Raw genomic sequence first — 25,656 nt, 5'->3', positions numbered from 1 at the left:
TCTGCTGATGAAATGGGTGGTTGTGGGAAACCGTCAAACCTTGTCGATTGCAGCTTCACGGGTCTGGGCGGTCTGCTTCAACGTCTCATTGTGCACAATCTCGCCATCGCGGTTCAATATCTGCTTGCGAATATGCATGCCCTCACTCCCGAGCAGTCAATCCGATTGCCCGATCGTGGCAGGAAGCCGCAGACAATCAAGCGCGTCGACGCCCAAACGAACATGCGGCAAGGGCAAAAACTTGCCCAAAGGAGAACGGTGATCTGTTGGAGAATGGTGGTGAGCGCGCAGGGGCTCGAACCCTGGACCTACTGATTAAAAGTCAGTTGCTCTACCAACTGAGCTACGCGCTCCCGTGCGGGTTCTGGCGAACCCCGGAAAGTGGGCGGAACATAGATAGACGCTTATCCATGGTCAACCGGAAAAAAGCGTCTATCTCCCGACTTTTTTCACCGGGCCCGAAACCGCCCTGTCTGCAAGGGTTTCAGGTGGTGCTCAGCGTGCGCCGCACCGCATCGCGCCAGCCTTTCAGCTTCTCCGCGCGTTCGGATTCGGCCATTTTGGGCTGAAACTGCCGGTCGAGCTCCCATCCTTTGGCGAAGGCCTCAGAATCAGGCCAGACCCCGGCCCGCGATCCGGCAAGCCAGGCGGCCCCGAGCGCCGTCGTCTCAAGCTGGGTTGGCCGGTCCACCGGCGCATCAAGCATGTCGGCGATGCATTGCAGCGTCCAGTCGCTGGCAACCATGCCCCCGTCCACGCGCAGAACCGTGTGTTCGGCGCTGTCGTCCTGCCAGTCCTTGCGCATGGCGTCGAGAAGATCGCGCGTCTGATAGGCCACCGATTCGAGCGTTGCCCTGGCGAATTCCGCCGGACCGGAGTTGCGCGTGAGGCCATAGATCGCGCCGCGCGCTTCGGCATCCCAATAGGGAGCCCCCAGCCCCACAAAGGCAGGCACGAGGTAGAGGTTCTGGGTTGGATCGGCCTCGGCGGCAAGCGCACCCGAATCGGCTGCCTGATCGATCACCTTCAAACCATCGCGCAGCCACTGAACCGCCGCACCGGCCACGAAGATCGAGCCTTCCAGCGCATAGGTGGTCTTGCCGTTCAGCCGATAGGCAATGGTCGTCAGAAGACGGTTCTTCGAGGTCACCATCGTCTCGCCGGTGTTGAGGACCGCGAAGCAGCCGGTGCCATAGGTGGCCTTGAGCATGCCGGGCTCGAAACAGGCCTGACCGATCACGGCTGCCTGCTGATCGCCGGCAACGCCGAGTATCGGGATTTCGGCACCGAAAAGCGATTTCTCGGTCACGCCGAAATCATCGGCGCTGTCCTTCACCTCCGGCAGAAGCGCTTTCGGCACATCGAGGATTTCGAGCAGTTCGTCGTCCCAGCGATTGGTCTCGATGTTGAACAGAAGCGTGCGTGAGGCGTTGGTGGCGTCGGTTACATGCGCCCTGCCCCCGGTCAGCCGCCAGATCAGGAACGTGTCGATGGTCCCGGCGAGCAATTCACCGTTCCGCGCCCGCTCCCGCGCGCCTTCCACATGATCGAGGATCCAGGAAAGCTTGGTCCCGGAGAAATAAGGATCGAGCAGAAGCCCCGTCTTGGCCGTGAAGGTCTCTTCCAGTCCCTTCTTTTTCAGCGTTTCGCACAGCGGCGCGGTGCGGCGGTCCTGCCAGACAATGGCCCGGTGGATCGGTTTGCCCGTGTCGCGCTCCCAGACCACGATGGTTTCGCGCTGATTGGTGATGCCGATTGCGGCGATGTCGCCGGCAGTCAGCGCCGCTTCTTCCAGCGCATCATGCACGGTGGAGACGACACTGTCCCAGATGTCTTCGGGATCATGCTCCACCCAGCCTGATTTCGGGAAGTGCTGAGGGAATTCCTTCTGCCCGGTCGCCACGGCTTTCATGGCCCTGTCGAAAACGATCGACCTGCTGGATGTGGTTCCCTGGTCGATTGCCAGTATGTAGCCGCTCATGGTTCCTCCGGGTGTAACTGTCGTGCGCCTTGCAACTGGCGACTTGAAACCGGCGCATCAAAACTGGCGCAGGCCATCCTCATCCAGACACGACCGCGCCTTGATCCGTCAAGGTCTGGCTCCTGTCCAGCTGGCGCAATTCATCGGCGCGCTGGCAATTCGGTTCAGCCGGCCTTCTGCGCTTCGCAAAGCGTCTGCATAAAACCGTCGACGGCCGCTGCTTCTTCTGCAGAAATGTGCAGGCCGCGCTTGGTGCGCCGCCAGAGCACATCCTCACCGCTGACCGCCCATTCATGCTCGACCAGATAGCGCAGTTCGGCCTCATAGAGATCGTGACCGAAATGCCGGCCCAGATCTTCCGTCGATTCTGCCTTGCCAAGCATGTTCCAGGCGCGCAGACCGTAAAGCCTGACGAGGCGTGCGGCATGGCCGCGCTCAAGGAACGGATAGTCCGCCACGAGCCTGTCCACCTGCGCGTCATATCCGTCGGCAGGGAACTCGCCACCCGGCAGCGCTTCGGCATGCGTCCACGGACGTCCCTTTGCGCCAATCGTGTCAGAAATCTTCTGCAGCGCAGATTCGGCGAGCTTGCGATAGGTCGTGATCTTGCCGCCGAACACGTGAAGCATCGGAGCGCCGGCCTTGCCGGCCTCGTCCTTCAGCACATAGTCGCGGGTTGCTTCCTGCGCCTTTGACGCGCCGTCATCATAGAGCGGTCGCACGCCGGAATAAGACCAGACGATATCGTCACGCGTGACGGGTTCTGCGAAATACTCGCTGGCGCAGGCGCACAGATAATCGGTTTCCTGATCGCTGATGGCGACATCCTTCGGATCACCGTCATAGTCCTGATCGGTGGTGCCGATGAGGGTGAAGTCTTCCTCATAGGGAATGGCGAAGATGATCCGCCCGTCGGCGTTCTGGAAGAAGTAGGCGCGCGGATCGTCGAACTTCTTCTTCGTGACGATGTGGCTGCCCTTGACCAGACGCACATTGTGAACATCGTTCTGGCGAAGAACGCCGGAGATGATGTGATCCACCCAGGGGCCGGCGGCGTTCACCAGATAGCGCGCACGCACGGTCTCCTGCTCACCGGTCCGCAGATCCTCGATCTGCACCTTCCAGACGCCGTTCTCGTCTTCGGCGCGCATGACTTTGGTGCGCACCCGCACCTCGGCGCCGCGATCAGCCGCGTCGCGCGCATTGAGCACGACAAAGCGGGCATCATTCACCCAACAGTCCGAATATTCAAATGCGCGGCGGTAATCGGCCTTGAGCGGCTTTCCCGCCGGATCGGTGCGCATGTCCAGTGTCGCGGTCTTGGGCAGAAGCTTGCGGCCGCCAATATGGTCGTAGAGCCAGAGCCCGAGCCGCACGAGCCAAGCCGGACGCAACCCCTTGTGCACGGGCAGGACGAAGCGCATCGGCCAGATGATGTGCGGCGCGTTGCGCCAAAGCACCTCGCGCTCCATGAGCGCCTCGCGCACGAGGCGGAACTCATAATGCTCGAGATAGCGCAGACCGCCATGAATGAGCTTGGTGGAACCGGAAGACGTGCCGCTGGCCAGATCGTTCATCTCCGCCAGAAATACGGAATAGCCCCGCCCGACGGCGTCGCGCGCGATCCCGCAACCATTGATCCCGCCGCCAACAACGAAAACGTCGTAGATCGCGGACGGATCGGTTTGGGAAGTGGACACGTTCTTCTCCTTCAAAACTCTGGGTAATCAGCAATTGCCAATTCAAAAAGGAATTATTTTGAAAGCATAACGAATGTCAAACGAAAATGAAACTCCGGTTACACACCGGTCTCGATCAATTGCACACCTGCTTCCTTGCAGAGCCCGCGCATGGACGGTGCGGCGCAGCGGTCGGTGATAAAGGTGTGCACCTGAGACAAATGCCCGATGCGCACCGGCGCGCTACGCTCGAACTTGGTGGAATCCGAAACCAGGATCACATGACGGGCATTGGCGATGATCGCCTGCGCCACTTTCACTTCGCGAAAATCGAAGTCGCACAACGCGCCATCCTGATCGATGGAAGAAACACCGATCACCGCATAATCGACCTTGAACTGACGGATGAAGTCCACCGCCGCTTCACCGACAACACCGCCATCTGATCCGCGCACAACACCGCCAGCAATGATAACCTCCAGTGTAGGATAAACCCGCATCCTGTTGGCAACATTGATATTGTTCGTGATGACCAGAAGCCCTTCATGATCCAGAAGTGCATCACTGACGGCCTCGGTCGTCGTGCCGATATTCACGAAGAGGGACGCCTTGTCGGGGATCAGACGGGCGGCGGCCTGGCCGATGGCGCGCTTCTCATCGGCCGCAATCTTGCGCCGTGCCTCATATTCCATGTTCTCGATGCCGGACGGTATCAGTGCGCCGCCATGGATGCGGGTCAGGAAACGTTTTTCGCAGAGTTCATTCAAATCCCGGCGAATGGTCTGCGGCGTGACATCGAAATGGGCAGCCAGATCGTCGACAAGAACGCGGCCCTGCTCCTTCGCCAGATCGAGTATCTCGGAAAGTCGCGGTGTCAGAAAAGTGTTGTTCATGCCCACTCCAATGTTCGTTTTAGGTATTCAAAACTAAAAACGAACATTGAGCAAGCGCACCCCTAAGCTGGCAAGAACGAAACCATCCCCTATTTTCTTACGTAGCTGAAAGACAGGCGGCGCGGCTGCCTTTGAAAAGAGCCGTGATTGTGTACCGCCGTTCAAGTGGCCGCCGTTCAAGTGGAGGAGCGATCATGCAACGACTGTTACTGACCATCCTTATCTGCCTGACACCCGTTTTCGCTTTTGCAGGTGAGGCAGAAATCCGCGCGGCGCAATCATCCATCAAGGGGCAGATCGAGGCGTTCATCGCCGGCGACGACGCCCGCGCCTATTCCTATGCCGCCCCCAACATCAAGCGCATGTTCCCGACACTGGAGCGCTTCATGGCGATGGTCAGGCAGGGCTATCAGCCTGTCTACCGCCCGCGCAGTCTTGCATTCGACAAGGCTGTGGAGCTTTCCGGCGAAACCATCATGCAGCGTGTTCTGACAACTGCACCGAATGGCAGGAACTACGAAGCCGTCTACACGCTGAAGCGACAGGCAGACGGCACGTTCCGCATCACCGGCGTGAGCCTCAGGGAAGCGGCGTCGCTCGCGATCTGATCCGGCTCATGGTCAGGTTCGTTCAGCGCGTGAAGTCGGGAAGGCTCTTGAACGCAGACTTCAGCGCTTGCGACCAACCCTCTGAAATCGTGCGCATATAAGGATCTTCCGCCTCTATGCGCTTCTCATATCCGATGCGGAAACTGTCCTGTTCGTAATAGAGAAGGTCTATGGGCGGCGCGACCGACAGGTTGGAGCGAAGCGTGGAATCGAAGGAGACGAGAAGCAGCTTCACCGTCTCCTCAAAACTCATTGCGGGATCGAATGCGCGCACCAGAATGGGCTTGCCGTATTTTGTCTCGCCGATCTGGAAGAACGGCGTATCCGCGCTCGCCTCGATGAAATTGCCTTCCGGGTAGATCATGAACAGACGCGGCTCCATCCCGCGGATCTGTCCACCCAGAATGAACGAGGCTCCGAAAGCGTCAGCGCTCTGACCCGCTGGCGCGGACTGGCGAATGACCTCCTTCACCGTATCGCCGACCAGGCGTGCGGCCTGATACATGGACGGCGTCTCGAGCATGGATGGCGTGCGCTCGTCGGGGGCCTTGGTCCGCTCTTCCAGCAGGCTGACAACAGCCTGCGTGGTCGCGAGATTACCCGCCGATAAAAGAACCAGAACCCGCTCGTCCTCTTTCTGCCAGCAATGCATCTTGCGGAAAACGGAGATGTTGTCGACGCCGGCATTCGTCCGCGTATCGGACATGAACACCAGCCCCTCATGGGTTTTCAGCCCGACGCAATAGGTCATGCGGACTGTGCCTCTTCAGTTTCGTCTGGATAGATTACTGCTCGACAGTGATCTGAACCGCAAGCTCTTCCTGCGCCATGCCGATCCTGATCCCCATAATCGGCATGGCGTCGCGGTAATCGCGGCCGGTCGCCACACGCACATAGCGGTCGTCCGCCGATATCCCGTTGGAGCAGTCGAATGCGACCCAGCCGAGACCGTCGAGATGCGCCTCCGCCCAGGCATGGCTCGCCGCCTGTTCGTCCGTATCGTCCATGCGCAGATAGCCACTCACATAGCGCGCGGGAAAACCCATCAGGCGCGCCGCCGTGAGAAAGATATGCGTGTGATCCTGACACACGCCCTCGCCGTTTGTGAGCGCCTCTTCGGCAGGCGTTCCCGCATCCGTTGTTCCGATCCGGTAGGCCACCTGATCGCGCACCAGCGCCATCAGGCTGTGCAGGCGCTCGACGTCCGTTTCGCCTTCTGCTCGCTTTGCCAGCGCGGATATGCCGTCACCCGCGCTGCAAAGCGTGGTTTCCTGCTGAAACAGCCAGAGCGGCGCGAGCCCCTGATGCCGGCCGGTCACGCCGGCGGTGTCACGGGTCTCCACGATGCCCGAAGCCTCGATCACGATCGTATGGGGTTCGCCATCAATGCTGATAAGGCGCGTGTCGTTTCCAAACCCGTCGATGAACTGCACTTCCTGCGCTGCGCCATCGGTTCGAAGCGACCATTCGATCACCTCCTGCGTCGGGCCACTGCGGGGAACAAGGCGGAGACGCTGCAGCGCGTAGGCGAGCGGGGCGTCGTAGCGATATTCTGAATGATGCGTGATCCTGAGGCGCATGCGACCCTCCTCAATAAAAGCGGAAGTCTGCCGCGATCTGGTTGCCCAGCGCCGCATTGTCACGGATGAAGTCGCTCAGAAACTCGTGCAGCCCGTCATCGAAGACATCCGCAATGTCGGCTGATTTCAGCCGGGTCAGGCGGGCATGCGCGAGTTCGTGGCAGGGCTGGCGCTCTCCATACTCGTCGGCCAGATAATCGAGGGAATCGCAAATGCCGCGATAGGAAAAGGCCAGCGAGCGCGGCATGCGTCGATTGAGGATCAGAAAATCGGCGATCTTCGATGGATTGAAATCGCCGTCATAGGTCCAGCGATAGGACCGCAGCGCCGAAACCGAGCGCAGAATGGTCTGCCACTGGCTGTTGTCGAGCGATGAACCGACCCAGGCGGCCGAAGGCAGAAGAACATAGTACTTCACGTCGAGAATGCGCGCCGTGTTGTCGGCCCGCTCGATCAGCGTGCCGATCTGCGCGAAGTCGAAAACCTCGTTGCGCAGCATGGTGCCCTGAAACGCCCCGCGAATAAGCGCCGTCTCCCGCTTCACCGCATCGAGAACGGCCGGCAGATCGGGCTCGTCCACGCGGTGCCTGAGCATGCGATGAAGCGCCATCCATGCTTCGTTGACGCTTTCCCAGGTCTCGCGCGTCAGCGCCGTGCGCACCATCCGCGCGTTCATGCGCGCTGTGTCGATGGAGGAGAGGACGCTGGAGGGATTGTCCGTATCGCGGAGCAGGAAGTTCGTCACCGTCGCCGTATCGAAATTGTCGTTCGTCTCTTCGAACAGATCGCGCACGCCGGCGCTGGTGAGAACCGAGGCCCATTCATCGGAGGCTGCATTGCTCTGGGTCAGCGCCAGCCGCAGCCCCGTATCGGCCAGACGCGCCATATTCTCCGCCCGCTCGATATAGCGCGCCATCCAGTAGAGACCGTTCGCAGAGCGCCCCAAAAGCATGTCAGCCCTTGCTCCTTCCACTCATCGCACAGCCCTTAATCATCGAGCACCCCTCAGTCATCGAGCACCCCTCAGTCATCGAGGACCCATGTGTCCTTGGTGCCGCCGCCCTGTGAGGAATTCACCACCAGAGATCCCTTCTTGAGCGCCACCCGCGTCAGCCCGCCCGGCACGATGCGGATGCGGTCGGAGACCAGAACGAAGGGGCGCAGATCGACATGCCGCGGCGCCAGCCCCTTGCCGGTCATGATCGGGCAGGTGGAAAGCGAAAGCGTCGGTTGTGCGATATAGTTCTTCGGCCGCGCCCTGAGCTTTGCGGCGAAGGCCGAAAGCTCCTTCTTCGAGGCTGCGGGACCCACAAGCATGCCGTAACCGCCCGAGCCGTGCACCTCCTTCACCACCAGTTCGTCCAGATGGTCGAGCACATAGGCAAGACTGTCGGGCTCCGAGCAGCGCCAGGTGGGCACATTGGGCAGGATGGCCTTGCTGCCCGTGTAGAACTCGACGATTTCCGGCATGTAGGAATAGATCGCCTTGTCATCGGAAATGCCGGTTCCGGGCGCGTTGGCGATGGTGATGTTGCCGGCGCGGTAGACATCCATGATGCCCGGCACGCCCAGCACGGAATCGGACCGGAAGGTCAGCGGGTCGAGATAGTCGTCATCGATGCGCCGATAGAGGACGTCGATACGCTTGTAGCCCTGTGTGGTGCGCATGGCGACGTGCCCGTCCACCACCCGCAGATCCGGCCCTTCGACCAGCTCCACGCCCATCTGGTCGGCCAGAAAAGCGTGTTCGAAATAGGCGGAGTTGAAGCTGCCCGGCGTGAGAACGGCAACCGTCGGCGCGCCTTCGCAGTTCTGCGGCTTCACCGCATTGAGCGACTGGCGCAGGAGCCGGGGGTAATGCTCCACCGGCAGCACCTTCACCTGCTGAAACAGCTCCGGAAAGAGCTGCATCATCGTCTCGCGGTTCTCCAGCATGTAGGAGACGCCCGACGGCGTGCGCGCATTGTCCTCCAGCACGAAGAAATCATCCTCGCCGGTGCGCACGATGTCGACACCGGTGATGTGCGTGTAGACACCGCCCGGCGGCCGCACGCCGATCATCTCGGGCAGGAAGGCCTCATTGTTGGAAATGATCTCCCTGGGAATGCGCCCTGCCCGCAGGATTTCCTGCCGGTGATAGATGTCGTCCAGAAAGGCGTTGAGCGCCTGTACCCGCTGCTCGATGCCCTGAACGAGCCTGCGCCACTCCTTGCCGGAAATGATGCGCGGAACGATGTCGAAGGGAATGAGACGCTCAGCCGCTTCCTGCTCGCCATAGACCGCGAAGGTGATGCCCGTTCTGCGAAACACGCGCTCCGCGTCGTCGGCCTTCTTCTTGAGGCGTTTGGGATCCTGCCGGTCGAACCAGCGCTGATAATCTTCGTAGGGATCTCGTGCCTGGCCCCCCAGGCGCATCTCGTCGAATGGCGTCAAGAAATGCTCCTCTCACGAGCATTTCAACGGGGATACAGCCAAAAAGCAAGTCGTTTCTATAACTTACCGAAAACGCGCCCGGATTGGGCGCGTTCTGCGCATGATCCGGGCACTGCGCTGGCCCTGCGCTGGCCCTGCGCTGGCCCCGCGCTGGCCTCTTGAGCAGCGATCACGGCGCGGCCGGTCAGAGCGGCGGCAGGTCGCCTTTTTCCCAGGCAGCGGTGATTTCGGCAGCGCGCCCGGCAAAGCGGCCGGCCTCGATGGCGTCGCGAATATCCTGCATCAGAGACTGGTAATAGGCGAGATTGTTCCAGGTCAGAAGCATGCCTGCGAGCGACTCGCCCGACTTCACCAGATGATGCAGATAGGCGCGCGAATAATCACGGGCTGCCGGGCAATCGCTCTCTTCATCCAGCGGGCGCAGATCTTCCGCATGGCGGGCATTCTTCAGATTGATCTTGCCCCGGCGCGTGTAGGCAAGGCCGTGCCGGCCGGCGCGCGTCGGCATCACGCAGTCGAACATGTCGATCCCGCGCGCCACCGATTTCAGAATGTCGTCAGGCGTGCCGACGCCCATGAGATAGCGCGGCTTTTCGACCGGCAGAACAGGGCAAGTGGCTTCCAGCATCTCAAGCATCACCGCCTGCGGCTCGCCCACGGCCAGACCGCCAACCGCATAGCCCTTCAGGTCCATTGCGGCGAGTGCTGAGGCGGAACGCTCGCGCAGATGCGGTTTGTCGCCGCCCTGCACGATGCCGAACATGGCCTTGCCCGGCTGATCGCCAAAGGCGGTCTTGCAGCGCTCGGCCCAGCGCAGCGAAAGCTCCATCGCGCGCTCGATCTCTTTTTCTTCCGCCGGCAGCGCAACGCATTCGTCGAGCTGCATCTGGATATCGGATCCGAGCAGCCCCTGAATTTCGATGGAGCGCTCCGGCGGCATCTCGAACACCTGGCCGTCCACATGCGAGCGGAAGGTGACGCCCTTCTCGGTGATCTTGCGCAGTTCCGACAGCGACATCACCTGAAATCCGCCTGAATCCGTGAGGATCGGATAGGGCCAGCGCGCGAATTCGTGCAGTCCGCCCAGCCGCGCCATGCGCTCCGCACCCGGCCGAAGCATCAGGTGATAGGTGTTGCCGAGGATGATGTCGGCCCCCAGATCGCGCACCTGGTCCATATACATGGCCTTGACGGTGCCCGCCGTTCCCACCGGCATGAAAGCCGGTGTGCGGATCGTGCCGCGCGGCATGGTGATCTCGCCACGGCGGGCCTTTCCGTCCGAAGCGAGAAGGCGAAAGGTGAACCGGTCACTCACGGTTGGTCATCCCTGAAAAGCAGGCTGGAATCGCCATAGGAATAAAAGCGGTACTCATTGCTGATCGCGTGCTCATAGGCGCGCTTCATGCGTTCCGTGCCGCAGAAGGCCGAAACCAGCATGAACAGCGTCGAGCGCGGCAGGTGAAAATTCGTCATCAGCACATCGACGGTGCGGAAGCGATAGCCGGGCGTGATGAAGATGTCGGTCGCGCCGGACCAGGCTTCAAGCGCGCCCGTTCGTTGCGCCGCACTTTCCAGAAGCCTGAGCGATGTGGTGCCGACCGAGACGATCCTGCCACCCCGCGCCCGCACCGCGTTCAGCGCGGCAGCGGTCTGCGCGCTCACCTCGCCACGCTCAAAATGCATCTTGTGGTCGTCCGTATCGTCGACCTTCACGGGCAGAAAGGTGCCCGCCCCCACATGCAGCGTCACGAAGTGCCGCTCAATGCCGGCCGCATCCAGCGCCTGCATGAGTTCCGGCGTGAAGTGGAGCCCGGCCGTGGGCGCAGCCACCGCACCTTCCTCGCGGGCGTAGACCGTCTGATAATCGGTATCGTCGCGCGCATCTTCGGCGCGCTTTCCGGCAATGTAGGGCGGCAGGGGCATGTGGCCCGCAGCCGCAATCGCCTCATCCAGAACCGGACCGGAAAAATCGAACACCAGCAGGGCTTCGCCGCCCTCGCCCTTTTCGGCGACGGTTGCTTCCAGCGTTCCCAGAAAGCAGCTTTCGCCATCATGGCCGAACTGGATGCGTTCGCCCTGCTTCACCCGCTTTGCGGGTTTCAGGAAGGCGCGCCAGCGGTCCGGGCCTTCGCGCATATGCAGCGTGGCCTCGATGCGGGCCTGAGCCTCGCCACGGCGGCGGATGCCGGAAAGCCGGGCCGGAATGACCTTGGTATCATTAAAAACGAGTGCGTCGCCGGGCTGAAGCAGCGACGGCAGGTCGCGGACCACGCGATCTTCAAGCGTGTCATCGCGAACCAGAAGCATGCGCGCGCAATCGCGCGGACTGACAGGCCGCAGCGCAATGCGCTCTTCGGGGAGATCGAAATCGAAAATGTCTACGCGCATGGCAGGTAAGGCCGGAAAGAGACCGGGCGGCGACTGCCGCCCGGTGTCAGGAATTTAAGCGACGTCAGCCGCAACACGCATGGTGATGATGGAATCGGGCTCCGAAACCGGCTCACCGCGCTTGATCTTGTCGATGCTGTCCATGCCTTCGACCACCTGGCCCCAGGCCGAGTACTGACGGTCAAGCCACGGAGCCTTGTCGAAGCAGATGAAGAACTGCGAGTTGGCGGAATTCGGGTTCTGCGAACGGGCCATCGAGCAGGTGCCGCGCTCATGCGCCGTGTTGGAGAACTCGGCCTTGAGGTCCGGCTTGTCGGAACCGCCCATGCCGGTGCCCGTCGGGTCGCCGGTCTGCGCCATGAAACCGTCGATCACGCGGTGGAACACGATGCCATCGTAGAAGTTCTCACGGGCCAGTTCCTTGATGCGCTTCACATGCTCGGGCGCAACGTCCGGGAAGAGCTGGATCACGACCTTGCCCTTGGTCGTCTCCATCACGATCGCGTTTTCCGGATCCTTGATATCAGCCATTTTTGTACCTTTCTTGTATCGACGCGGTTAGAGCGTTTGCGCTTTTCGGTGAATCGGGAAAACGCTCTAATGCATTGGTTTTGCGCAGTTCCGGACGGAAAAATGTTCCCGCTTTTCCTGGAACCGCTTTAATTCGCGCTGTCGCTCGCCATGCGTGCTTTCAGAACCTTGTCCGGGTTCTGCACCATGCCGTTTCTTGCGGAATCACCCTTCTTGATCTTGTCGACCAGCTCCATGCCCGATTCGACCTCGCCGATCACGGTATATTGGCCGTTGAGGTGCGAGGCGGGGGCAAACATGATGAAGAACTGGGAATTTGCGGAATTCGGATCCTGCGAGCGGGCCATGCCGACCGTGCCGCGCGCAAAGTCTGCATCGGAGAACTCAGCGGGGAGATCGGGCTTTTCCGAACCGCCGGTGCCAACCAGACGCGCATCGAAACCATCTTCCACATCGCCGAACTGCACATCGCCGGTCTGCGCCATGAAGCCATCGATCACGCGGTGGAACGCGACATTGTCGTAAGCGCCTTCGGCCACCAGAGCCTTGATCTGTTCGACATGCTTGGGAGCCAGGTCAGGCCGCAGCCCGATGGTGACATCGCCGTTCTTGAGCGTGAGAATCACCGTGTTTTCGGGTTCGGCTGCAGTAGCAACGCCAAGACCGATCATGAGTGCACCGGCCACGAGCGCAGACGAGGCAAGCTTGCGAAGCTGCATGAAACTCTCCTTTTGGTTTCAGGCGGGGAATTTGGCTTTGAGCGCTTCCAGAACAACGGAAGGAACGAATGGCGCTATATTTCCGCCCATGGAAGCGATCTGCCGTACAAGTGTGGCGGTAATTGTGCGCACGGAAGGACTTGCCGGCAAAAAAACAGTCTGCAGGTCGGGCGCCATGGTTTCATTCATGCCCGCCATCTGCATTTCATAATCAAGATCAGTGCCATCGCGCAGGCCGCGGATCATGATCGATGCGCCATGCTCGCGCGCCGCATCGATGACCAGCCCGTCAAACGCGACAACCTCGATGCGCCCGGCATCGTCACCAAGCTCGGCCAGCGCAGAGCGCTGGATCAATGCGACGCGCTCCTCGTAGGAAAAAAGCGGCTTCTTGCCCGGGTGAAGGCCGATCCCGACGACAATGCGGTCAGATACCGTGAGCGCGCCCTTGAGCACATCCAGGTGGCCATTTGTCAGTGGATCGAAGGACCCGGCATAAAAGGCTGTTCGTTCGGTCATGGCGTGCTTTTATCCGTCTTGCCGGGCGATGGCAATTCAGCAATCACGCCACGGCAGCCCCGTCGGGCACAAGGCCGCAGAGCGCATGAACGAGGCATGAACGCCGCATTCAAGAACGGTTCGAACCAGTTGGGCTAGTCAGGACACCAATGGCAGGGAGAGCGCCAGCCATGAAACCAAATGGCGTCTCTCTTCGTTAACAGGCCAAAGGAGACAAGCCATGCTTATCTTTACGCTCGCTGCCGCAATGACCGTCGCCATGCTGATCGCAACGGCGGTCGGCCTTCATGAAGAGGCCAACCGCATCAAGCTGGAAAACCGCGTGCGCAACACGGGCCGCAACACGGGCCATCGCCGCCTGCGTTAAAGGGCAGGAACGAATCCCTGCCCCTTACGTTTGGAAGAAGGCTGCAGATTATTCGGCAGCGCCCTCGCCGCCAGAAGCACCGTCTTCGCCAGCGCCATTGTCGGCACCAGTGTCAGGCGTATCCGCGTTGGCCGCAGGAGCTTCCCCCGCCTCGGCTGCGGCTTCTCCGTCCAGCGCTTCCATCTCTTCTTCTTCGGCCTGCGTATCGGAAATACGCTCAACCGAAACCACCTTCTCGCCCTTGGCCGTGTTGAAGATGGTCACGCCCTTGGTGGCGCGGCTTGCGATGCGGATGCCACCGACCGGAACGCGGATGACCTGACCGGCATTGGAAACCAGCATGATCTGGTCTTCCTGCTCGACCGGGAACGCCGCGATGAGCGGACCGATCTCGCCGGTTTTGGAGACATCGGTGGCGCGAATGCCCTTGCCGCCACGTCCGGTGACACGGAAGTCGTAGCTGGACGAGCGCTTGCCATAGCCGAACTCGCTGACGGTCAGCACCATCTGCTCGCGCGCCTGAAGCTCTTCGAAGCGCTCCGTGGACAGGCTTTCCTCCTCACCGACATCCTCGTTGGTGAGCGCCACTTCCTCTTCTTCACCCGAAGCCTGACGCCGCTCGGCGGCGGCCTGCTTGAGATAGGCAGCGCGTTCGGCCGGGCTTGCCTCCACATGGGCCAGAATGGCCATGGAGATGACCCGGTCGCCCTCGGCCAGATTGATGCCGCGCACACCGATCGAGTTGCGTCCGGCGAATACGCGTACATCGGTGACGCAGAAGCGGATGCACTGGCCCGAAGCCGCCGTCAGCAGAACGTCGTCGTCTTCGGTACAGGTGAAGACGCCGAGGATCTCGTCGCTCGGGTCATCCAGCTTCATGGCGATCTTGCCATTGCGGTTGACCTGAACGAAATCCGACAGCTTGTTGCGCCGCACCGTGCCGCGCGTGGTGGCGAACATGACGTCGAGCGCGCCCCAGCTCTCTTCATCCTCCGGAAGCGGCATGATCGTGGTGATGCTCTCGCCCTCTTCGAGCGGCAGCATGTTGCGCAGGAACTTGCCGACCGATTGCGGCGTACCGACCGGCAGACGCCAGACCTTCTCCTTGTAGACAATGCCACGCGAGGAGAAGAACAGGATCGGCGTGTGGGTGTTGGCGACGAAGAGCTGGGTGACGAAATCCTCGTCCTTGGTCGACATGCCCGAGCGGCCCTTGCCGCCACGCGCCTGCGCCCGGTAGATCGAAAGCGGCACGCGCTTGATGTAGCCCTTGCGCGTGACCGTGACGACCATGTCTTCACGCTGGATCAGGTCCTCATCGTCGAGATCTGCGCCACCTTCGGTGATCTCGGTGCGGCGCGGCGTGCCGAACTCGTCGCGCACGCCGATGAGCTCGTCCTTGACGATCTGCTGAATGCGGGCGCGCGAAGACAGAATCTCGAGGAAATCCGCGATCTCCACACCGATCTTGTTCAATTCGTCGGCGATCTCGTCGCGTCCGAGCGCGGTGAGGCGCTGGAGACGCAGCTCGAGGATCGAACGCGCCTGTTCTTCGGAGAGATTGTAGGTGCCATCCTCGTTGATGCGGTGACGCGGATCATCGATCAGCAGGATCAGCGCTTCCACATCGGAGGCCGGCCAGCGGCGCTCCATCAACTGCTCGCGCGCGGTCTGCGGATCGGGCGCGTGACGGATGAGCTTGATCACCTCGTCGATATTGGCAACGGCAATCGCAAGGCCAACCAGGACGTGCGCGCGCTCGCGCGCCTTGCGCAGCAGGTACTTGGTGCGCCGGCTGACCACTTCCTCGCGGAAGTAGACAAAGGCCTGGAGCAGATCAAGCAGGTTCATCTGTTCCGGCTTGCCGCCGTTGAGCGCCACCATGTTGGCGCCAAAGGAGGTCTGAAGCGGCGTGAAGCGGTAAAGCTGGTTCAGCACCACATCGGCAACGGCGTCGCGCTTCAGCTCGACCACGACGCGGTAACCCTGACGGTCACTCTCGTCGCGAATGTCGGAAATGCCTTCAATGCGCTTGTCGCGGACCAGCTCGGCCATCTTTTCGATCATCGACGCCTTGTTCACCTGATAGGGAACTTCGGTGATGATGATGGCTTCGCGATCATTGCGCGCCGGCTCGATCGAGACCTTGCCGCGCATGAGGATCGAGCCGCGGCCCGTCTCATAGGCGCTGCGGATACCTGAACGGCCGAGAATCAGGCCGCCGGTCGGGAAATCGGGACCGGGAATGATCTCCTGCAACTGCGGCAGGCCGAGTGCGGGGTTCTCGATCAGCGCCACGCAGCCATTGATGACTTCGACCAGATTGTGCGGCGGAATGTTCGTCGCCATGCCGACGGCGATACCACCCGAACCATTGACCAGAAGGTTCGGATAGCGCGCCGGAAGCACGCGCGGCTCGCTGGAGGAGCCGTCATAGGTGTCCTGAAAATCGACCGTGTCCTTGTCGATGTCTTCCAGAAGCTCATGCGCGCCCTTGGTGAGACGCGACTCGGTGTAACGCATTGCCGCCGGCGGATCGCCGTCGATGGAGCCGAAATTGCCCTGCCCGTCGACCAGCGGCAGGCGCATGGACCAGTTCTGCGCCATACGCACCAAGGCGTCGTAGATGGCGGCATCGCCGTGCGGGTGGTATTTACCCATCACGTCGGCAACGGGGCGGGCCGATTTCACATATTTGCGGTTCCAGTGGTAACCGCTCTCATGGGATGCATAGAGAATGCGCCGATGCACCGGCTTCAGACCATCGCGTGCATCCGGCAGGGCGCGGCTCACGATCACGCTCATCGCATAATCGAGATAAGAGCGCTGCATCTCCTCGACAATGGAAATCGGCTCGATTTCGTCGGGCTCGCCCGATCCGTTCGGCGTCGTCTGGTCAGTCAAAACGTGTCACATTCTTAATGAGGAATCACATACTCTTTATATATGAGCCGTCAGCGATTCTCCAATTGAGCATCCGTTTTTGATGACGGAAATCCAACGCAATTTCAGGCGCATACGAACCTCCTGGGGATGAGCGCCTTGACAAATTGCCGCAGGAAGCGAGCCTGCGTGAAGAATGAGGGCTTTTCCCTCGCATCCAAGCTGGGCTAGAGAGGCCGCAAGGAGAACCCGATGCCTGGTTACGATACCGTTTTCAACGCCTTCGTCACATTGCTGGTAACCGTCGATCCGCCAGGGCTTGCGCCGCTCTTTCTGGCGCTGACAGCGGGCATGAACCGCTCGGAGCGCAATCAGGTGGCCGTGCGCGCAGCCATCATCGGATTCGCCGTTCTGGCCCTGTTCGGCGTCGCTGGCAGCGCCATTCTGGCCGTGTTCGGCATCACGCTTCCCGCCTTCCGTGTGGCAGGCGGCCTGCTTCTGTTCTTCATCGCCTTCGAGATGATCTTCGAGCGCCGCCAGGAGCGCCACGAAAAGAGTGCCGAGCGCGCGATCACGCGCGACATGATCCGCAACATCGCCGCCTTCCCGCTGGCCATTCCGCTGATCGCGGGTCCCGGCGCCATCTCGGCCACCGTGCTTCTTTCGGGCGAGTTCAATTCGATTCTTGGCACCATCGCGCTGCTCGGCATCCTGCTTGGAACGATCCTCCTCACCTATGCCGTTTTCACGCTGGCGGAGCGCGTGGACCGCTTTCTGGGCGAAACGGGACGCTCCATCCTGACGCGCCTCCTGGGCGTCATTCTGGCAGCCCTCGCGGTCCAGTTCGTGGCAGACGGAGCCAAGGCGCTTTTCGCTGCGCCATAGGCGCTGCAACCGGACGGTTGCGGAACACAACTGGAACATATAGAGTATGTTCTGGTTTTGTTTTTAACTGATTCTCGGTGGCGCCCATGCTGACCCGCAAGCAGCACGAACTTCTTCTGTTCATCCATGAACGACTGAAGGAGACCGGAATCCCGCCCTCCTTCGATGAAATGAAGGAGGCGCTCGACCTCGCCTCCAAGTCCGGCATTCACCGGCTGATCACGGCTCTGGAGGAGCGCGGCTTCATTCGCCGGCTCCCGAACAGGGCGCGTGCGCTGGAGGTTCTGCGGCTTCCCGATTCCATCGCGCCGGGCCTCAATTCCGCCGCGCGCGGCTTTTCGCCAAGCGTCATCGAGGGCAGCCTCGGCAAGACGCCCGCGCCAGCGGCCTCCAAGCCTGCCGCCAGCAATGATGACGCGCTTTCCGGCGTCGTTTCCGTGCCTGTGATGGGCCGCATCGCTGCCGGTGTCCCCATCGACGCCATTCAGCACCAGACCCATTCCATCGCGGTTCCGCCGGACATGCTTACCGGTGGCGATCACTACGCGCTTGAGGTCAAGGGCGACTCGATGATCGATGCGGGCATTTTCGATGGCGACACGGTGATCATCCGCGAGACGCAGACCGCCAATCCCGGCGAGATCGTCGTGGCGCTGGTGGATCAGGAAGAGGCAACGCTGAAGCGCTTCCGCCGCAAGGGCGCATCGATTGCCCTTGAAGCCGCCAATCCGGCTTACGAAACCCGTATCTTCGGCCCCGACCGCGTCAAGGTGCAGGGTCGCCTCGTCGGCCTGATGCGCCGCTACTGAGTTTAAGACTATCCGGGGCGGCTTCAGGCATGCCCCGGCTCCGATGCCATCCGGCATCCAGAATGCGCGCTCTTTTCAAGCTCCGCGTCGGTTCAGCCAACATCGTCCGGGAAGAGCGCCTGGAAGACATGCGGAAGCATCTCGGGGAGGTCTTCCGCAATCAGGCCCCGGCCAAACATCCCGCCAGCCTCTGCATGCAGCCACACGCCGGCCGATGCCGCTTCGAAGACCGGCATGCCCTGCGCCAGAAGGCTGGCCACAATCCCGCACAGAACATCGCCAGAGCCCGCCGTCGCCAGGAAACGCGATCCGTTGGTGTTGATCGCGGCGCGCCCGTCCGGGCAGGCGACGACCGTGTCCGCCCCCTTCAGGATGATCACCGCTCCTGAGCGCTCTGCCGCTGCGCGCGCACGCTCCACCTTGGACATGGAAGCGTCAGCCGCGAGATCGCCGAAGAGGCGCGCGAATTCACCGTCATGCGGCGTCAGCACGGTCGCTAAGGCGGAGCTTCTCACGGCCTCGAAGAGCGTATCGGGCGCATCGGCAAAGGCGGTGATGGCGTCGGCATCCAGCACCAGCCCTTTCAGCCCTTCATCGCGCTCCAGAAAACCCAGCGCGAAGCTGCGCGTGCGCTCGCCTGTGCCGGCTGCCGGGCCGAGAACAGCGGCTGTCGGTTTTCGCTCATCGAGGAAGGCGATGAGTTCATCCACTGCCTCCGCCTTGCGCAGCATGATTGAGGTCAGGTGCATCGCGTTCACCGACAGGGCGTTTGCAGGCGAAAGCACCGTCACGGCCCCTGCCCCGGCGCGCGCCGCGCCACGCGCGGCAAGCCGCGCAGCACCAGTGGATGCGCCACCGCCCGAAACAACCGCCACATGACCACGCACATATTTGTGCGCATCGATCTCCACCGCCGGCACGGCGTCGCGCCAGAGCGCCGGACCATTCTCCCAGAGGGCGATATCCATTGATGCAAGCGCCGTCTCGGCAATGCCGATATCGGCCACGACCAGCTCGCCACACAGGCGTCGACCGGGCATGAGCAGATGCCCCGGCTTTTTGCGGAAAAACGTGACGGTCAGGTCCGCATTGAAGCAGCTGCCGAGGGGCTTGCCCGTGAGACCCGAAAGACCGGACGGAAGATCGACGGCAACCACCGGGACGCCCGCAGCCGCAACCCGCTCGATGAGTTCGGCCTCGATGCCCGCGATTGGCTTTGAAAGCCCGGCGCCATAGAGCGCGTCAACCACCAGCCAGCCGGCTTCGGGGCGAAAATCGGCCAAAGCCTCGGGCGTTACAAAACAGTCCTCGCGCGCCCTGGCGGCATCGCTGTCTTCCCGCGGCGCAGCATCGGCGAACAGGCGAACATTGACGCCGCGCTCGGCCAGAAGCCGCGCAATGACATAGCCGTCACCGCCATTGTTGCCCGGTCCGCAGAGAACCGCGACGCCAGCAGCGCCGGAAAACCGCTCGAGGATAAGATCAGCCACCGCCGCGCCGGCATTGCGCATCAGCCCGTACCCGTCATGAGGGCCGGCTGCGATGGCCGCGCGATCCACATTGCCCATTTCTTCAGGTGTCAGAACAACCATACGCATAACAAGCTGCCGCTTTCTTCGGCTCATTGCATATTTTTTAAGCAAGTCTCAAACTGCGAACCGCACCGCATGGTTCCCATCTTGCTATCCGGGGGCGCTCGCCTAGCATGCCAAAGCCGGAGAAAACCGCGTCGCGCCAATTCTCAAACGCAGAATGCAGCGTTTGGCACGCAACATGCAAGGCTCTGTCACGAGTTGGCATGTTTCGTGCTTCAACCGAACCGGAGCAATAAGGGATGCGGACCATCCGTCCCCGAACCCATTTGGAGGCCACCGAGGCATGAAAAAGGTCGAAGCGATCATCAAACCCTTCAAGCTCGATGAGGTGAAGGAGGCCCTTCAGGAAATCGGCCTTCAGGGCATCACCGTCATCGAGGCGAAGGGTTTCGGACGCCAGAAAGGCCACACCGAGCTCTATCGCGGGGCGGAATATGTCGTCGACTTCCTCCCCAAGGTGAAGATCGAGGTCGTCCTGCCGGACGAAACCGTCGACGCCGCCATCGAGGCGATCCGCAAGGCAGCCCAGACAGGCCGCATCGGCGACGGCAAGATCTTCGTCACCAATGTTGAAGAGGTCATCCGCATCCGCACCGGCGAGACCGGCGCAGACGCAGTCTGACCCCAACCACCAGTTCCCGGACCCGGTCCGGATCATCAGGCAAGCTCATCGCAAACAGGAAAGCGAATATGACCACAGCACAAGACATCATGAAGCAGATCAAGGAAAACGACGTAAAGTTCGTCGATCTTCGCTTCACGGATCCAAGAGGCAAGCTTCACCATGTCACGATGGATGTCACGGCCGTGGATGAGGACATGTTCGCCGATGGCGTCATGTTCGACGGCTCGTCCATTGCCGGCTGGAAGGCGATCAACGAGTCCGACATGGTTCTGATGCCGGAGCCCGACACGGCGCATATGGACCCGTTCTTCGCCCAGTCCACGATGGCCATCGTCTGCGACATTCTCGACCCGATCTCCGGCGAGGCCTACAACCGTGACCCGCGCGGCACCGCCAAGAAGGCAGAAGCCTTCCTCAAGGCCGAAGGCTTTGGCGACACCGTCTATGTGGGCCCGGAGCCGGAATTCTTCGTCTTTGACGACGTGAAGTACAAGGCCGATCCCTACAACACCGGCTTCAAGCTCGACTGCAGCGAACTGCCGTCCAACGACGACGCCGACTACGAGACCGGCAATCTGGGTCACCGTCCGCGCATGAAGGGCGGCTATTTCCCGGTTCCGCCGATCGACTCCGCGCAGGACATGCGCTCCGAGATGCTCACGGTCCTGTCCGAAATGGGCGTGATCGTTGAAAAGCACCACCACGAGGTGGGTGCTGCGCAGCACGAACTCGGCATCAAGTTCGAGACGCTCCTGAAGAGCGCCGACAGCGTTCAGAAGTTCAAATACGGCGTTCACCAGGTCGCCAATGCCTATGGCAAGACCGCAACCTTCATGCCGAAGCCGATCTATGGCGACAACGGATCGGGCATGCACGTCCACCAGTCGATCTGGAAAGACGGCAAGCCGACCTTTGCCGGCAATGAATATGCCGGTCTGTCCGAGAGCTGCCTCTACTATATCGGCGGCGTCATCAAGCACGCCAAGGCGATCAACGCCTTCACCAACCCGATCACCAACTCCTACAAGCGTCTTGTGCCCGGTTTTGAAGCCCCGGTCCTGCTCGCCTATTCGGCGCGCAACCGTTCGGCATCCTGCCGCATTCCGTTCGGCTCCTCGCCGAAGGCAAAGCGCGTCGAGGTTCGCTTCCCCGATCCGGGCGCAAACCCCTACCTCGCATTCGCAGCGCTGCTGATGGCCGGCCTCGACGGCATCAAGAACAAGATCCATCCTGGCCAGGCCATGGACAAGGATCTCTACGACCTGCCGCCGAAGGAGCTCAAGAAGGTGCCGACCGTCTGCGGTTCGCTGCGCGAAGCACTCATGGCGCTCGACAAGGACCGCGGCTTCCTGAAGGCCGGCGGCGTGTTCGACGACGATCAGATCGACGCCTATATCGAGCTGAAGATGTCGGAAGTGCTGCGTTACGAGATGACGCCGCACCCGGTCGAGTTCGACATGTACTATTCCGTTTGATCGCTACTGTTGGGGCGATCAGGGCTCCGTCTTCGGACGGGGCCCTTTTTTATTGCGGCGTGCTCAAGTGACCGACTGCGCCCGCCATTCCTGCGCCAGTTCAGGAAGCTCTGCGCGTTCGCGGAACGAGCGCGTCACTTCACCGAAGGCGAAACGGATCGAGTTCTCCACGATCTCACGGTCATACCGCTTGAGTTCGTCAGCAATCGGCGCCCATTTGAAGAGCGCCTTTGGGCTTTCGGTAAAGCAATCGGCGGCCAGCGCCGCATTCTGCCAGTGAACATCCGCAATACGCTTCACGAAAGCGCTGCGCCAGGCCTCCACCGTACCGGCATCGGGCAGCACATCGCCATTGTCCGCAAGTCCGGCCTCGTGGCAATGAAGCGCCAGCGTGCGTGCCTCTTCCCCCTCCAGCGCGCCGCCAGAGGCCACCCTGGCAACGGCATGAACCGTCAGATCCGAGAGACAGGCGGCAAACACATGCAGCTTGGCGATGTTGATGGATTCAACAAAGACATCATCCTCGAACATGGATGGATAGCGCGTGCCCATGCGCGCCTTCAGGTATCCATAGAGCTTCTTCTGTGCGACGAAAGATGAACGTGTGCAAACAAAGTCGCACATGATCCCGACAGTATTGATCGCTGTATTTTCACGCCGGAAACGCATACGTGCTGCGGCTTCCCGCAAGAATAAAATGCCTTTCGACCACTCAACACCCATTGCGTGCTTCCCGTTACATACGACCAATGTCTCGATTTTCATTGAACTTGAGATGCCCAATGCTTGAGGCATTCCATTGTGATTCCAATTCCACAGAACCGCAATGGTGACATCCAACGACTTTCGTCGCTGACGTTTTTAGGGAGGAGGACACCATGTCCGCTAATAACGCAGATGATGTGAGGGATCGCTACTGGGCAAAGACCAGAAATCTGACGATTGTGGTTCTGACGCTCTGGGCATTCTTCGCGCTTGTCGTGCCAGCCATGGTTTCGACGCTGGATCAATACACGTTCCTGGGCTTCCCACTCGGTTACTACATGATCGCCCAGGGTTCTCTGCTGGCCTTTGTCATCATCATCTGGGTGCAGAACTGGCGCCAGGATGCAATCGATGACGAGTTCGGCTTCGGCGAAGAAGACGAATAGGGAGGAACCGGCATGGCCTTATTACAGGGACGGTTCATTGATAATATCGGCCGGGTGTACACGCTCTACACCGGCGGTTTTCTAGCATTCATCCTCTTGATGGCGCTGTTGGAGCAATTCGGCGTGGGCGCCGACACGATCGGCATTCTGTTCGTGGCCTTCACCATCGGCATCTATGCTCTCATCGGCTGGTTATCGCGCACAATGGAGGTCGACGCCTACTATGTCGCCGGCCGACAGGTTCCTGCCGTCTATAACGGCATGGCGACAGCGGCCGACTGGATGTCGGGCGCATCTTTCGTGGCTCTGGCCGGCGGTGTCTATTTCGGCGGTTATGGCTACATGGCCTTCATCGTCGGCTGGACCGGCGGTTACGTGCTCGTCAACTCGCTGATGGCGCCCTATCTGCGCAAGTTCGGCTGCTACACGGTTCCAGACTTCATCGGCACGCGCTATGGCGGCAATCTTGCCCGTCTGTGCGCCGTGATCGTGCTTGTGGTCGCGTCCTTTACCTATGTGACGGCGCAGATCAACGCCACCGGCACCATCGCTGCCCGCGCACTTCACATTCCGTTCTCCTGGGGTGTCTGGTTCGGCCTTCTGGGCATTCTCTTATGCTCGATGCTCGGCGGCATGCGCGCCGTGACATGGACGCAGGTCGCACAGTACATCGTTCTCATCGTCGCCTATCTGGTGCCGGTGATCTGGATGTCCAACGTGCAGGGTTTTGGCCTGATCCCGCACTTCACCTATGGCGATGCAGCCTCCACCATGGCGCAACTCGAAGCGCAGTTCGGACTCAACCCGCCAGCCGAGGCCATTCCGGGTCTCTCGGTGCTCACCACCCCGCATACCGGACCGGTGGGCGATTACGCGGAGTGGAGGTTCATCACGCTCGCACTCGTCATGATGTGCGGCACGGCATCCCTGCCCCATATCCTGATGCGCTACTTCACCACGCCGACCGTGCGCGCTGCGCGTAAATCGGTCGCCTGGTCGCTGCTCTTCATCTTCCTGCTGTACTTCACGGCGCCGGCTCTCGCCACGCTGACGAAGCTGCAGCTTCTCGATCCCAGCCTGCCGACGGCAATCATCGGCAAGCCGTTTGAAGAAGTGGCGTCGCTTGCGTGGATTCAGAACTGGGCAAGCGTGGGCTTCCTGGCCATCGCCGACCAGAATGGCGACGGTATCCTGCAGCTGAACGAGTTCTTCATGCGGCCGGACATCGTGGTGCTGGCAACCCCTGAAATCGCGGGTCTTCCCTATGTGATTTCCGGCCTGGTCGCCGCTGGCGGCATGGCGGCAGCCATGTCGACTGCCGACGGCCTTCTGCTGGCCATCGCAAACGCACTCAGCCACGATCTCTACTACAAGATGATCGACCCGAAGGCAGACACTGCCGTCCGACTCGTCGTCGCCCGCATCCTGCTTCTGGGCATCGGCGCACTGGCGGCCCTGATCGCATCGCTGCAGCTCACCGGCATTCTCGGTGCAGTCGCGTGGGCGTTCTGCTTCGCGGCATCCGGCCTCTTCTTCCCGCTCTGTCTGGGAGTGTGGTGGAAACGGGCAAACCGTGCAGGCGCAGTCGCCGGCATGGCCGCCGGCTTCACCGCCGGCACGCTCTACCTCTACTATGTCTACACCGGCGGAACGCCATGGTTCGGTCTCGACCATCTGCGCTTCGGCATTGTGGGCATGGCGGTGAGCCTGGTCTCCATGGTGGTGGTCACCCTGCTGACACCGGCTCCGGATGAGGAAATCCAGCGCATGGTGGAAGAAACCCGCGTGCCGACAGGCCCGTCCATTCTTTCCGACCAGCACTGAACAGTGCCAGATCGCCGTGCATCCATTCGAACGCACGGCGATCTAAACAATTGATCGAGCACCGGAACAGCCGAAAACCGGATTCCACTTTTCGATCCGATGCTCTAGGGTTTCGAAGTCAGGGGCGGGTTCTCCCGCCCCTGAATCACGCGGGGGAGATACTGCATGCAGGAAACGGTCGCCATACAGGAAACGATGGCCGCATTCCCGATCTGGGTGCTGGCGCTGGATTACATTCTCGGCGTCGTCATGTGGACGCTGATCGGCCGCGCCGCCATGAGCATTTTCCTGCCGGAAGATTCCAGTTTCTTCTTCATGCGCTTTTTCGTCCGTGCGACGAACCCGATCCTGAAATTCTTTCGCCCCATCACGCCCCGTTTTCTGCTGGAACCGCTGGTGCCGATCTATGTGGCGTGGTTCTTCTTCATGATCCGGTTCTATCTCATGCCCTGGCTGCTCGGCTATTCGGTGATGGGCATGCTGTCATTCCCGCTCGAAAGCGAGATCTCCGCCGTGCTCTACAAGATGTTTGGTGGAAGCTAGATAGCCGCGCGTCCATTCGGACACAGCGGGGCGCAACGCCCTGCTGCATAGACCCGGTGCGTGGTTCGACAGGCTCACCATGAGGGAAGTCGCGCCCGGCAGTGAATCCTGATCAAAGGCATTACCGCAGGTTTGACCGCCAATGCCCTTCCTCATGGTGAGCCTGTC

Annotated in this window: 24 protein-coding genes and 1 tRNA gene; 9 read left to right on the top strand and 16 right to left on the bottom strand. The window is 61.0% G+C overall.

What is annotated here, in order from left to right; genetic code table 11:
- Positions 1-277: 277 nt before the first annotated feature.
- The 4 genes from ACRTG1_RS22120 to ACRTG1_RS22105 form a co-directional block, all read right to left on the bottom strand.
- Positions 278-353, bottom strand: a tRNA-Lys gene (locus ACRTG1_RS22120).
- A gap of 131 nt (positions 354-484) precedes the next feature.
- Positions 485-1,981 carry a glycerol kinase GlpK gene (glpK, locus tag ACRTG1_RS22115; protein WP_432517237.1) on the bottom strand — a complete coding sequence of 499 codons (1,497 nt, stop codon included), beginning with the start codon at positions 1,979-1,981 and terminating at the stop codon, positions 485-487.
- Between the two features lie 164 nt (positions 1,982-2,145).
- The gene (gene glpD, locus ACRTG1_RS22110; RefSeq protein WP_283800922.1) at positions 2,146-3,681 is read right to left on the bottom strand and encodes a glycerol-3-phosphate dehydrogenase; all 1,536 of its coding nucleotides are present in this window, start codon (positions 3,679-3,681) and stop codon (positions 2,146-2,148) included.
- Positions 3,682-3,779: 98 nt separating this feature from the next.
- Complete coding sequence (locus ACRTG1_RS22105) at positions 3,780-4,553, bottom strand: DeoR/GlpR family DNA-binding transcription regulator (RefSeq protein WP_432517235.1); 774 nt, start codon at positions 4,551-4,553, stop codon at positions 3,780-3,782.
- Positions 4,554-4,747: 194 nt separating this feature from the next.
- On the opposite strand from ACRTG1_RS22105, the gene ACRTG1_RS22100 reads away from it, so the two are divergent.
- Entirely contained in the window at positions 4,748-5,161 is a 414-nt protein-coding gene (locus ACRTG1_RS22100) for a DUF4864 domain-containing protein (RefSeq protein ID WP_113155250.1), read from the top strand.
- Between the two features lie 22 nt (positions 5,162-5,183).
- Here the strand turns inward: ACRTG1_RS22100 and ACRTG1_RS22095 are convergent, their stop codons facing one another.
- From ACRTG1_RS22095 to coaD, 9 genes are all read right to left on the bottom strand, one after another.
- On the bottom strand, positions 5,184-5,912 hold the full coding sequence (locus tag ACRTG1_RS22095; RefSeq protein WP_206545244.1) for a proteasome-type protease: 729 nt from the start codon (positions 5,910-5,912) through the stop codon (positions 5,184-5,186).
- Positions 5,913-5,946: 34 nt separating this feature from the next.
- On the bottom strand, positions 5,947-6,741 hold the full coding sequence (locus tag ACRTG1_RS22090) for a transglutaminase family protein (protein WP_317088171.1): 795 nt from the start codon (positions 6,739-6,741) through the stop codon (positions 5,947-5,949).
- Between the two features lie 10 nt (positions 6,742-6,751).
- A complete protein-coding gene (locus tag ACRTG1_RS22085; protein ID WP_206552522.1) occupies positions 6,752-7,693 on the bottom strand; it encodes an alpha-E domain-containing protein in 942 nt (313 codons plus the stop codon).
- Positions 7,694-7,764: 71 nt separating this feature from the next.
- Positions 7,765-9,174, bottom strand: a complete 1,410-nt coding sequence (locus tag ACRTG1_RS22080; RefSeq protein WP_206545241.1) for a circularly permuted type 2 ATP-grasp protein — start codon at positions 9,172-9,174, stop codon at positions 7,765-7,767.
- A gap of 184 nt (positions 9,175-9,358) precedes the next feature.
- Positions 9,359-10,489: a tRNA guanosine(34) transglycosylase Tgt gene (tgt, locus tag ACRTG1_RS22075; RefSeq protein ID WP_206995646.1), complete on the bottom strand. Its 1,131-nt coding sequence runs from the start codon at positions 10,487-10,489 to the stop codon at positions 9,359-9,361.
- Entirely contained in the window at positions 10,486-11,562 is a 1,077-nt protein-coding gene (queA, locus tag ACRTG1_RS22070) for a tRNA preQ1(34) S-adenosylmethionine ribosyltransferase-isomerase QueA (protein WP_206545239.1), read from the bottom strand. The genes tgt and queA overlap by 4 nt, the downstream gene beginning before the upstream one ends.
- A 54-nt stretch (positions 11,563-11,616) precedes the next feature.
- Positions 11,617-12,093 (bottom strand): peptidylprolyl isomerase, encoded by a 477-nt coding sequence (locus ACRTG1_RS22065; protein ID WP_113155257.1) that lies wholly within the window; start codon positions 12,091-12,093, stop codon positions 11,617-11,619.
- Positions 12,094-12,221: 128 nt separating this feature from the next.
- Positions 12,222-12,812 (bottom strand): peptidylprolyl isomerase, encoded by a 591-nt coding sequence (locus ACRTG1_RS22060; RefSeq protein WP_206545238.1) that lies wholly within the window; start codon positions 12,810-12,812, stop codon positions 12,222-12,224.
- Positions 12,813-12,830: 18 nt separating this feature from the next.
- Positions 12,831-13,331 carry a pantetheine-phosphate adenylyltransferase gene (gene coaD, locus ACRTG1_RS22055; protein WP_113155259.1) on the bottom strand — a complete coding sequence of 167 codons (501 nt, stop codon included), beginning with the start codon at positions 13,329-13,331 and terminating at the stop codon, positions 12,831-12,833.
- Positions 13,332-13,551: 220 nt separating this feature from the next.
- Between coaD and ACRTG1_RS22050 the strand changes: the two genes are divergently transcribed.
- The gene (locus ACRTG1_RS22050; protein ID WP_297560433.1) at positions 13,552-13,698 is read left to right on the top strand and encodes a hypothetical protein; all 147 of its coding nucleotides are present in this window, start codon (positions 13,552-13,554) and stop codon (positions 13,696-13,698) included.
- A gap of 48 nt (positions 13,699-13,746) precedes the next feature.
- On the opposite strand, the gene gyrA is transcribed toward ACRTG1_RS22050, so the two are convergent.
- Positions 13,747-16,602 carry a DNA gyrase subunit A gene (gene gyrA, locus ACRTG1_RS22045; RefSeq protein ID WP_432517234.1) on the bottom strand — a complete coding sequence of 952 codons (2,856 nt, stop codon included), beginning with the start codon at positions 16,600-16,602 and terminating at the stop codon, positions 13,747-13,749.
- A gap of 231 nt (positions 16,603-16,833) precedes the next feature.
- On the opposite strand from gyrA, the gene ACRTG1_RS22040 reads away from it, so the two are divergent.
- Complete coding sequence (locus tag ACRTG1_RS22040; protein WP_206547518.1) at positions 16,834-17,466, top strand: MarC family protein; 633 nt, start codon at positions 16,834-16,836, stop codon at positions 17,464-17,466.
- 86 nt (positions 17,467-17,552) lie between these two features.
- On the top strand, positions 17,553-18,275 hold the full coding sequence (gene lexA, locus ACRTG1_RS22035; protein WP_113155262.1) for a transcriptional repressor LexA: 723 nt from the start codon (positions 17,553-17,555) through the stop codon (positions 18,273-18,275).
- Positions 18,276-18,367: 92 nt separating this feature from the next.
- Here the strand turns inward: lexA and ACRTG1_RS22030 are convergent, their stop codons facing one another.
- The gene (locus tag ACRTG1_RS22030) at positions 18,368-19,873 is read right to left on the bottom strand and encodes an NAD(P)H-hydrate dehydratase (RefSeq protein WP_432517232.1); all 1,506 of its coding nucleotides are present in this window, start codon (positions 19,871-19,873) and stop codon (positions 18,368-18,370) included.
- Between the two features lie 280 nt (positions 19,874-20,153).
- On the opposite strand from ACRTG1_RS22030, the gene ACRTG1_RS22025 reads away from it, so the two are divergent.
- Both ACRTG1_RS22025 and glnA read left to right on the top strand, forming a co-directional pair.
- Positions 20,154-20,492 (top strand): P-II family nitrogen regulator, encoded by a 339-nt coding sequence (locus ACRTG1_RS22025; RefSeq protein ID WP_007009552.1) that lies wholly within the window; start codon positions 20,154-20,156, stop codon positions 20,490-20,492.
- Between the two features lie 68 nt (positions 20,493-20,560).
- On the top strand, positions 20,561-21,970 hold the full coding sequence (gene glnA / locus ACRTG1_RS22020; RefSeq protein WP_113155264.1) for a type I glutamate--ammonia ligase: 1,410 nt from the start codon (positions 20,561-20,563) through the stop codon (positions 21,968-21,970).
- A 63-nt stretch (positions 21,971-22,033) separates the two neighbouring features.
- Here glnA and ACRTG1_RS22015 read toward each other — a convergent pair whose 3' ends face one another.
- Positions 22,034-22,810, bottom strand: coding sequence for a hypothetical protein (locus ACRTG1_RS22015; protein ID WP_432517229.1), 777 nt, complete (start codon positions 22,808-22,810; stop codon positions 22,034-22,036).
- 38 nt (positions 22,811-22,848) lie between these two features.
- Between ACRTG1_RS22015 and ACRTG1_RS22010 the strand changes: the two genes are divergently transcribed.
- The 3 genes from ACRTG1_RS22010 to ACRTG1_RS22000 all read left to right on the top strand — a co-directional run bounded on the left by ACRTG1_RS22010 (position 22,849) and on the right by ACRTG1_RS22000 (position 25,488).
- On the top strand, positions 22,849-23,121 hold the full coding sequence (locus tag ACRTG1_RS22010) for a DUF4212 domain-containing protein (protein ID WP_113155266.1): 273 nt from the start codon (positions 22,849-22,851) through the stop codon (positions 23,119-23,121).
- Between the two features lie 12 nt (positions 23,122-23,133).
- Positions 23,134-24,945 (top strand): sodium:solute symporter family protein, encoded by a 1,812-nt coding sequence (locus ACRTG1_RS22005; RefSeq protein WP_113155267.1) that lies wholly within the window; start codon positions 23,134-23,136, stop codon positions 24,943-24,945.
- A gap of 165 nt (positions 24,946-25,110) precedes the next feature.
- Complete coding sequence (locus ACRTG1_RS22000; RefSeq protein ID WP_210343937.1) at positions 25,111-25,488, top strand: YggT family protein; 378 nt, start codon at positions 25,111-25,113, stop codon at positions 25,486-25,488.
- Positions 25,489-25,656: the final 168 nt, after the last annotated feature.

Source organism: Nitratireductor sp. PBL-C9 (assembly GCF_050877045.1).
Lineage (GTDB): Bacteria > Pseudomonadota > Alphaproteobacteria > Rhizobiales > Rhizobiaceae > Nitratireductor > Nitratireductor aquimarinus.
Note: the sequence above shows the minus strand (reverse complement) of the source record. Positions and strands in the feature narration are given on the sequence as shown.

Bases quoted from the DNA above. Each gene is read 5' to 3' on its own strand.
- glpK (WP_432517237.1), bottom strand. From the start codon at position 1,981: ATGAGCGGCTACATACTGGCAATCGACCAGGGAACCACATCCAGCAGG.
- ACRTG1_RS22105 (WP_432517235.1), bottom strand. From the start codon at position 4,553: ATGAACAACACTTTTCTGACACCGCGACTTTCCGAGATACTCGATCTG.
- ACRTG1_RS22100 (WP_113155250.1), top strand. From the start codon at position 4,748: ATGCAACGACTGTTACTGACCATCCTTATCTGCCTGACACCCGTTTTC.
- ACRTG1_RS22095 (WP_206545244.1), bottom strand. From the start codon at position 5,912: ATGACCTATTGCGTCGGGCTGAAAACCCATGAGGGGCTGGTGTTCATG.
- ACRTG1_RS22090 (WP_317088171.1), bottom strand. From the start codon at position 6,741: ATGCGCCTCAGGATCACGCATCATTCAGAATATCGCTACGACGCCCCG.
- ACRTG1_RS22085 (WP_206552522.1), bottom strand. From the start codon at position 7,693: ATGCTTTTGGGGCGCTCTGCGAACGGTCTCTACTGGATGGCGCGCTAT.
- queA (WP_206545239.1), bottom strand. From the start codon at position 11,562: ATGCGCGTAGACATTTTCGATTTCGATCTCCCCGAAGAGCGCATTGCG.
- ACRTG1_RS22065 (WP_113155257.1), bottom strand. From the start codon at position 12,093: ATGGCTGATATCAAGGATCCGGAAAACGCGATCGTGATGGAGACGACC.
- ACRTG1_RS22060 (WP_206545238.1), bottom strand. From the start codon at position 12,812: ATGCAGCTTCGCAAGCTTGCCTCGTCTGCGCTCGTGGCCGGTGCACTC.
- coaD (WP_113155259.1), bottom strand. From the start codon at position 13,331: ATGACCGAACGAACAGCCTTTTATGCCGGGTCCTTCGATCCACTGACA.
- ACRTG1_RS22050 (WP_297560433.1), top strand. From the start codon at position 13,552: ATGCTTATCTTTACGCTCGCTGCCGCAATGACCGTCGCCATGCTGATC.
- ACRTG1_RS22040 (WP_206547518.1), top strand. From the start codon at position 16,834: ATGCCTGGTTACGATACCGTTTTCAACGCCTTCGTCACATTGCTGGTA.
- lexA (WP_113155262.1), top strand. From the start codon at position 17,553: ATGCTGACCCGCAAGCAGCACGAACTTCTTCTGTTCATCCATGAACGA.
- ACRTG1_RS22030 (WP_432517232.1), bottom strand. From the start codon at position 19,873: ATGCGTATGGTTGTTCTGACACCTGAAGAAATGGGCAATGTGGATCGC.
- ACRTG1_RS22025 (WP_007009552.1), top strand. From the start codon at position 20,154: ATGAAAAAGGTCGAAGCGATCATCAAACCCTTCAAGCTCGATGAGGTG.
- glnA (WP_113155264.1), top strand. From the start codon at position 20,561: ATGACCACAGCACAAGACATCATGAAGCAGATCAAGGAAAACGACGTA.
- ACRTG1_RS22010 (WP_113155266.1), top strand. From the start codon at position 22,849: ATGTCCGCTAATAACGCAGATGATGTGAGGGATCGCTACTGGGCAAAG.
- ACRTG1_RS22005 (WP_113155267.1), top strand. From the start codon at position 23,134: ATGGCCTTATTACAGGGACGGTTCATTGATAATATCGGCCGGGTGTAC.
- ACRTG1_RS22000 (WP_210343937.1), top strand. From the start codon at position 25,111: ATGCAGGAAACGGTCGCCATACAGGAAACGATGGCCGCATTCCCGATC.